Below are 5,556 nucleotides of genomic sequence, written 5' to 3'. Positions count from 1 at the left end.
CCCCCACGCCCACCGCGACCCCTGCGCCCGTCGACGGCCAGCCCGGCGCGGCCGGCATCGGCGACGCCTACTTCCCCCTCGACGGCAACGGCGGCTACGACGTCAGCCACTACGACCTCGACCTCGCCTACGACCCGGCGACCCACGCACTCTCCGGTACGGCGACCATCACGGCCACCGCCACCCAGAACCTCTCGGCCTTCAACCTCGACTTCGACACGAGGGCCGAAGACGGCTCGGATGCGCTCACGATCAGCGCGCTGACCGTCGACGGATCCGCCGCCGACCACAGTCTCGCCACGACCCAGATCAGCGATGCCACCGGGCAGCCGCAGACCCCGGGCAGCACAGACGGCAACGCCACCCCGCCCCGGACCGAGCTCACGATCATCCCGCCCGCCGTCATCCCCACCGGCGCCACTATCACGACCGCCGTGACCTACGCCGGCGTACCAATCACCATCGACGATGCGTTCGGCCCGGCCGGAGTCTTCCAGACCAGCGACGGCGCGGTCGTCGTCGGCCAGCCGAGAGTGGCGGCGACGTGGTTCCCCTCGAACGATCATCCGTCCGACAAGGCCACCTTCAGCACCCGCCTCACGGTGCCCGCCGGCCTGCAGGTCGTCGGGAACGGACGCCTCGCTTCGCACACGACCAGCGGCGCCACCTCGACCTGGGACTGGGAGATGGCCGAGCCGATGGCCACCTACCTCGCGACCGCGACGGTCGGTCACTACACGATCACCGAGAACGACGTCGACGGCATCGCCTACTACAACGCCGTCGCTCCCGCCCTCTTCAGCCAGAGCGCAGGCGGTGACGGCGGCACGACGGTCGGCGATGTCGCCACGAAGATCTTCGACGACGAACCCGAGGTCATCTCCTTCCTGTCGCAGTCGTTCGGGCCCTACCCGTTCACCGAGGCGGGGGGCATCGCGATCGCCGACTTCGGTCCGACTCCGGATGATGTACTGCCCTATGCGCTCGAGAACCAGACCAGGCCGATCTATCCCAGTTGGGCGTTCCCGGCCGATGCCGACGCCTCCGTCGTCGTGCACGAACTGGCGCACCAGTGGTACGGCGACAGCGTCTCGATGGAGCGCTGGTCGGACATCTGGCTGAACGAGGGTTTCGCGACCTACGCCGAGTGGCTCTGGGCGGAGCACGTCGGAGGGCCCACGCCGCAGCAGGCGTTCGACGCGGCGTACGCGAACCCCACCGGCAGCGACGATCCAGCCGACGACGACGCATTCTGGTCGACGGTGGTCGCCGACCCGGGCTCGGCGGGCATCTTCGACAGCGCGGTCTACACCCGGGGCGGAATGACGCTGCAGGCCCTGCGGGTCACCGTCGGCGACGACGCATTCTTCCGCATCCTGAAGGGCTGGGCGGCCGAGAACGCCGGGCACTCGGTGTCGACCGACCAGTTCGCCGCCTACGCCGCCCAGGTGTCGGGCCAGAACCTCACCCCCTTCTTCGACGCGTGGCTGCCGCCCGGTGACCGCCCCTGCGCCCTGACCGCCCCGACCCGCATCGCCACCGCATGCGCCACCGTCACCGCGCCGGCTATCCGCCAGGACACTCCTCAGCCCAACCGCGCCGAAGAGCGCGCCGGTTCGGCTGAGCGGTGTCCTGACGGCCGCGATCGCCCTTGGCGGAGTGCGGGGGGCGCTCCGAGCGGGCGACGGCCGAAACGACGAATGTCCCCCCGGCGAGGCCGGAGGGACATTCTGTGCAGTGCGGGTGGAGCTAAGGAGATTCGAACTCCTGACCTCCTCGATGCGAACGAGGCGCGCTACCAACTGCGCCATAGCCCCGAAAACTGCTCTGAAAGGCTATCACGAGCGGGCGGGCTCTCGAACCACGCCGCCGGGATTCCGCACCGCGCCCACGGGATTCCAACCACGCCGACGGGACTCCGCGGGTCAGCCGGCGCGGCGGCGAGCGAGGATACGGTCGACGTCTAGGGCGCCCGTCGACGCGTCGTCGACGACACCCATGGCGGCGAACCGGTTTGGCACGGGCTGGACGCTCGGGAGTTCGACCTCGGCGGGCTGCTCGGCGGCGGTCGCGGCATCCGGAGCCGTGTCGGGCACCCCAGCGGCCTGCGACGCACGCAGGGCCTGCTCGGAGTCGCGCGCCGCTGCCCGCAGCGCCTGCTCGGCCTGCACTGCCGTCTGCTCGATGTAGGAGGGCACCGGCACGTCGCCCTCAATGCGGCGGTGGCCGACGTGCAGGGGCTTCGGCAGGGGAACCGGCATCCAGCCCGAGCCGTCGCCCGCGTCATCCCGTCGGGCCGCTGCGGCTGCTGCTGCTGCTGCGACGACCGTCTCGGACTCCTCGTGCGCCACCTCGTCGGCGACAGCGGCGGCGAGTTCGTCGGCCGACCAGAACTCCTCGGAGGGAATGCTGCCGGCTGGCCGCAGACCTGACACCGCAGCACCCGTGCCGCGGGAGCGGCGGGCACCCGAGAGGGGGCGCGACAGCGACAGCGCGCGCCCGTCTCGGGCCAGCCGCGCAAGCCGCGTCACGCAGAGGGTCGCTGCGAGCAGACCGACCACCAGCACCACCCACGCGCCGTTGACGGCGATCTGCACCCCGCCGAGCACCGAGACGACGAGCGCCAGCAGCAGCACGCCCGACGTGGCAGCCCGCGCCCGGCGCAGCTTCAGCACAGCCTGGCGGTGGGTCGGGGCGGAGGGGGTCGGGGCAAGCACGATGGTCTCGTAGTCTCCGGTTTCGGGGGTCGATTCGTCGGATGCCACGCGGAAAGCCGTCGCCTCGGGATCAACGCCGCCGGCGCTGCCCTGCGCGGCGGACTCGAGCGCGCGGGCCCGCAGCTCCGCCTCGCGCTCGGCGGCCGCTGCCGTGGCCTGCTGTGCCGCGATCCCCTGCTCGATGAGGGTCTGCAGCCCGGCCCGTTCGGCCAGCAGGTTCTGCGCGTTCGCCTTCTTCAGGATGCGCTGCTGCTCGGCGACACTGCGGGCGTTGGCTTCGACGTGCACCTCGTCGGGCACCTCGCTGGTCTCCGCGAGGATGCGGAGCGTCTGCTGCAACCGCACCACGTTCCGCTCGGTCGAGAGGAACTCGTTCCGCCGGAACCACGTCGGGATCAGGTAGATCAGCCACAGCACGGCAGCGAGAGCGACGATGAGGCCTCCGCCGAGCCAGTCCGATGTCATGGCTCTACGGTATGAGCCAGCGCACGCTATCGGCCTCAACCCGGGGGCGCGTGTCGCCGGCGGTTGAGAACCTTCAGCGGTTGCGCGTCGCGATCGGCGTCAGTGCCTCGCGCCGATCCGCCTCGGGCACAGACCCGTGCCCCTCGGGAACGAGCCCCTCCTGCCAGCGCCGCAGCACGCCCACCGGCAGTTCCTCCCCCACCAGCGCGAAGCAGAAGTGGTCGCGCCAGTCGCCGTTGATGTGGATGTAGCGACGCCTGAGCCCCTCGTACCGGAACCCGAGCTTCTCGACCACCCGGAGGCTCGGTGCGTTCTCGGGCCGGATGCAGATCTCCATGCGGTGCAACCCCACCGAGAAGAAGCAGTGGTCGGTCGCGAGGGCCACGACGGTGGGCGTGATGTTCAGCCCCGCGAAGCGCTCCGCAACCCAGTACCCGATACTCGCCGACGACACCGAGCCGTAGCTGATCGACGAGACGTTCAGCTGCCCGGCGAGCTGGCCCTCGTACTCGATGATGAACGGAAGCCCGAACCCGGCACGGGCGTTCTGCTGAAGCGAACGGATGCTCGCCCGGGTGTCGAACGAGAGCGGCGCGTTCGGGCTGGTGGCCTCCCACTTGCGGAGCCACCCCCGGTTCGCGATGAGCTCGTTCTCCAGCGCCTTCGAATCACGGATGCGGATGGGGCGGAGGCCGATGGCACCGTCGACCAGCGTGGGAACGAACATAGCCAATGATAATCACCGCTCCGCCCGCCCGATCACCGCGAACGGAGCAGTGTCGCGTCACAGGCCGGCTGCGAAGTCCTTGATCCACGGGCGGAGGTCGGGCCCGAGGTCGTCGCGTTCGCTGGCGAGCCGGATGATCGCCTTGATGTAGTCCAACCGGTCACCGGTGTCGTAGCGGCGGCCACGGAACACCACGCCGTACACACCCCCGGCCAGCTCGGGCTGCTCGACCAGGGTGGCCAGGGCATCCGTCAGCTGGATCTCGCCGCCCTTGCCGGGCTCGGTGGTCTCGAGCACGTCGAAGACCTCCGGGCGCAGCACGTACCGGCCGATGATGGCGAGGTTCGAGGGCTGGGTGCCCGGCTCGGGCTTCTCGACGAGCCCGGTGACCCGAACCACGTCGTCTTCGCCCGTCTGCTCGATCGAGGCGATGCCGTAGAGGTGGGCCTGCGAGGGGTCGACCTCCATGAGTGCGATGACGCTGGCCTGGCGCTCATCCTGAACCTCGAGCATCTTCGTGAGCAGCACGTCGCGCGCATCGATGAGGTCGTCGCCCAGCATCACCGCGAAGGGCTGGTCGCCGACGTGCGCCTTGGCGCGCAGCACCGCGTGACCGAGACCCTTGGGGTCGCCCTGGCGAACGAAGTGCACGTCGGCCAGCTGGCTCGCCTCGGCGACGAGGGCGAGCTTCTTGTCGTCACCCTTCTTCTCCAGAGTGTGCTCGAGCTCGGTGTTGCGGTCGAAGTGGTTGGCGAGAGCGTTCTTGTTCCGGCCGATGATGACCAGCACGTCGACGAGGCCGGCTGCGACGGCCTCCTCGACCACATACTGGATCGCCGGCTTGTCGACGACAGGGAGCATTTCCTTCGGCATCGCTTTCGTTGCCGGCAGGAATCGTGTTCCGAGCCCGGCCGCAGGAATCACGACTTTGGTGATAGATGAGGTCATGGCTACGAGGGTATCCAAAAATCCGTGGACCGTCGGGCTGTTCCGAAACCTCCGCGTCACAGTGAGCGCCTAAAATCGGATCATGCTGTCACAGACGAGCAACATCAAACGCGCACTCCGCGCGGAGCTGCGGGAGCGCCGGCGCAACCGCACCTCCACCGAGCGCGATGCGGCCACCGACGCCTTCACCGCCAACCTGGTCGCGCTCACCCAGCAGAGCGGCGCCCGGCTCGTCGCCTGCTACCTCTCGGCCCAGAACGAGCCGAACACCCGCCCCTACCTCAACTGGGCGTTCGCCAACGGCGTGCGCACCCTCTTCCCCATCACGCGCGAAGACGGGCTGCTCGACTGGGCCCACGGCGACGGCGAGACCGAGGAGGTCGGTCTCTTCGGCATGCCCGAGCCGGTCGGCGAACTGCTCGGCCCGATCGCGATCAACGACGCCGACCTCATCATCGTTCCCGCCGCCGCGGTCGACGCGAGCGGGATGCGCCTCGGCTGGGGCCGAGGCTACTTCGACAAGACCCTCGGGTCGATGCAGAAGTGCCCCCCGGTGTACGCCGTCATCTACGACGACGAACTGCTCGACACCGTGCCCCGTGAGGTGCACGACCAGCCGGTGAACGGGGTCGTGACGCCGACCCGGGTCGTCACGTTCTGACCTCCCCCTCCGCCCAGCGCCTCCCCCTCCCCTCAGCG

General features: G+C 69.7%; 4 protein-coding genes, 1 tRNA gene and 1 pseudogene. 2 read left to right on the top strand and 4 right to left on the bottom strand.

The annotated features are described in order from the left end of the window. Nucleotides 1–434: 434 nt before the first annotated feature. A pseudogene (locus tag C5B96_RS18045) lies at nucleotides 435–1,475 on the top strand (M1 family metallopeptidase); the annotation flags it as partial. A gap of 269 nt (nucleotides 1,476–1,744) precedes the next feature. Here the strand turns inward: C5B96_RS18045 and C5B96_RS02720 are convergent. The 4 genes from C5B96_RS02720 to galU form a co-directional block, all read right to left on the bottom strand. Continuing rightward, nucleotides 1,745–1,817, bottom strand: a tRNA-Ala gene (locus C5B96_RS02720). Between the two features lie 108 nt (nucleotides 1,818–1,925). After that, a complete protein-coding gene (locus tag C5B96_RS02715) occupies nucleotides 1,926–3,182 on the bottom strand; it encodes a hypothetical protein (RefSeq protein ID WP_104242729.1) in 1,257 nt (418 codons plus the stop codon). Nucleotides 3,183–3,255: 73 nt separating this feature from the next. Beyond that, complete coding sequence (locus C5B96_RS02710; RefSeq protein WP_104242727.1) at nucleotides 3,256–3,909, bottom strand: GNAT family N-acetyltransferase; 654 nt, start codon at nucleotides 3,907–3,909, stop codon at nucleotides 3,256–3,258. Nucleotides 3,910–3,966: 57 nt separating this feature from the next. Further along, nucleotides 3,967–4,857 (bottom strand): UTP--glucose-1-phosphate uridylyltransferase GalU, encoded by an 891-nt coding sequence (gene galU / locus C5B96_RS02705; RefSeq protein WP_104242725.1) that lies wholly within the window; start codon nucleotides 4,855–4,857, stop codon nucleotides 3,967–3,969. Between the two features lie 82 nt (nucleotides 4,858–4,939). On the opposite strand from galU, the gene C5B96_RS02700 reads away from it, so the two are divergent. Next, nucleotides 4,940–5,518 (top strand): 5-formyltetrahydrofolate cyclo-ligase, encoded by a 579-nt coding sequence (locus tag C5B96_RS02700; RefSeq protein ID WP_104242723.1) that lies wholly within the window; start codon nucleotides 4,940–4,942, stop codon nucleotides 5,516–5,518. Nucleotides 5,519–5,556: the final 38 nt, after the last annotated feature.

This window comes from Subtercola sp. Z020 (genome assembly GCF_002931235.1).
Lineage (GTDB): Bacteria > Actinomycetota > Actinomycetes > Actinomycetales > Microbacteriaceae > Subtercola.
This window is presented reverse-complemented; position numbering and strand designations above follow the sequence as displayed.

What these genes read in the sequence shown, in the direction of transcription:
- C5B96_RS02715 (WP_104242729.1), bottom strand. Translation starts at nt 3,182, where the DNA reads ATGACATCGGACTGGCTCGGCGGAGGCCTCATCGTCGCTCTCGCTGCC.
- C5B96_RS02710 (WP_104242727.1), bottom strand. Translation starts at nt 3,909, where the DNA reads ATGTTCGTTCCCACGCTGGTCGACGGTGCCATCGGCCTCCGCCCCATC.
- galU (WP_104242725.1), bottom strand. Translation starts at nt 4,857, where the DNA reads ATGACCTCATCTATCACCAAAGTCGTGATTCCTGCGGCCGGGCTCGGA.
- C5B96_RS02700 (WP_104242723.1), top strand. Translation starts at nt 4,940, where the DNA reads ATGCTGTCACAGACGAGCAACATCAAACGCGCACTCCGCGCGGAGCTG.